At 54.0% G+C, this 2,036-nt stretch carries 2 protein-coding genes; both read left to right on the forward strand.

What is annotated here, in order from left to right; all coding sequences use genetic code 11:
- Positions 1 to 1,087 (forward strand): hypothetical protein (locus tag WBB85_RS06375; protein ID WP_432637790.1); only part of this gene is annotated, 1,087 nt, incomplete at its 5' end.
- Positions 1,088 to 1,354: 267 nt separating this feature from the next.
- A complete protein-coding gene (locus tag WBB85_RS06380; protein WP_432637791.1) occupies positions 1,355 to 1,921 on the forward strand; it encodes a recombinase family protein in 567 nt (188 codons plus the stop codon).
- The last annotated feature ends 115 nt before the right edge of the window (positions 1,922 to 2,036 follow it).

A 2,036-nucleotide genomic window follows, 5' to 3' on the forward strand; every position in this document is an offset into this window, starting at 1 on the left:
CGACACGTGCTTCTACATGCCGACGGGGCAGCAACTTGCGATCCCAGCGCGTAAACCTTCAGTACCACCTCTGCCACCTCCCAAGCCTGTGATAATCACACCGGAAATCGCGGTTCAGCTCACACGCCCCGCTACGTTTGACGCAATATATGCGAACTTCATGCGTCGAGCACGGGACTACTATGACGTGGACTCAACAGGCGTTGCGTTTCTAGCGGAAACTGCGCTTTCAGCCTATGCCATTGCTGGGGGACGCAACAGTACTTTGAGTACTGTTGTGACAGAGGGTACGGATCTCCTCATGGGAGAAACTAACCCGGAAAATGCCACGGAGGTGTTGATCAAATTTCTGGATTCGGCACTAAAGGAAGTCGCTGGCGGTATGGTTGAAACAACAGCATCCCGCGTCCCATTGGGCAAGCAGTTTGCTGAACCTGTCGGCAAGTCGGTCGTTGCGGCATTTGATACATCTGGAACGCTTGCTGCTATGTTCGTGTTTGCGGTTGCCGATACCTTTGGAGAGGGACCACAAGCTGTACCAGAAGCCCTTATTGAACAAGAGCTTCTTTATATCAGATCAAAGTGCAACTCTGGTTCTATAGTTCGCTCTATTCCAGGAATGTTCATCTCTCCGAAAAGTAATGAGGTGCATGTTCGACTGGGATTAGCTAGCTGTGATTGGCAGGATGGCGTAATGCCATTTTGCTCGTCAGAGGGTTGCCAACGCAGAGTTTTTTTGGTGTCGGAAGGAAGTTATTCTCTCCGAGAAACTATTTTGGAAGGTGGTGAGAGGGAGCGAAATCTTCCAGAAGCAATTCGCGTAGAAGTCGAAATGGCACGGACGTTAGAGAGAGAAGCGCGTCGCCAAGAGTCTCGCGCTCAAGGATCATGTAACGCGCCAGTTCATGTTTGTATTGATCGCAACTTAGTTGACCGACTGACCGCCGCGTGCATGCGAGTACGAGCAGAGTACGCCGCTAAGGGCGAAACTGTCCTTCCAGCGCAATGTGTAGATCGGCCAGCTTATCGCTATGTCGAAGTGAATGGACGTTGGGTAGCGAACAATGCCCCGCGACAGCCGTGGTAATTTCAACAGTTTTAGGAATTGTAGAACAGTAGTTTCAAATAATTATACGTCAAAAACGGTGGGTTCTGTCCCCCTGCTCAACGCAGCGCGGCATCAATGACTTAGTGACGCCAGAACCTTCCGGCAAAACTGGCGTGGTTCTGGCAGGTTTATGACTAGCTCACCTGCCGCGAAAACGACCCTTATTGCGGCAGTTTCTGAACTATCGCCAAGTCACTGATTTTCCTTGTGCTGGACTGCCGCAAAAACCTCGTGCAAAATAATCTGATGAAGATCGGCTATGCAAGGGTGTCGACGGAAGAGCAGAACCTTGATCTACAGATTGAGGCGCTGACCGACGCGGGATGCGACCAGATCATCACAGACCAGGCGCAAAGCGGAGCGACGGCGGCAGAGACCCGCGCCGGATTTTCTGAGGCAATGGAGCTGCTGGACGAAGGCGACCTGCTGGTGGTCTGGAAGCTGGACCGTGTGGGTCGGTCCATCGCTGACCTGATCCACCTGCTGAAGCTGTTCGGGGATCGCGGCATCGAGTTCCGAAGTCTGACGGACGGGATCGACACAACGACCGCAGGCGGGCGTCTGGTGTTTCACATCATGGGTGCACTTGCCGAGTTCGAGCGTGATCTGATCCAGGAGCGGACCAAGGCAGGTCTGAGGGCCGCGAAGAAGCGCGGCAAACGGTTAGGCAGGCCCCCTGCCCTTACTGCCGCCCAGATCGCCCACGCAAGGACTGCCATCGAGGCGAAGCGCGAGACGGTTTCCGGCATGGCGGAGATTCTTGGCGTAAACCGCAGCACTTTACAGCGTGCTATTGCCCGAATAGCTGGGTAAGCGCCAAATCTCTGTTGAATCGAGCTTTTTAGCCATCTCACTCTAGAAAAATGCACTTGCACCCCCGACATAGATGGCGGGAGGGGGTGACGATTGCGCCGCTGGCCCCTGCCGC

Origin of the sequence: Albidovulum sp. (assembly GCF_049646345.1) — a bacterium.
Classification (GTDB): Bacteria; Pseudomonadota; Alphaproteobacteria; order Rhodobacterales; family Rhodobacteraceae; genus Albidovulum.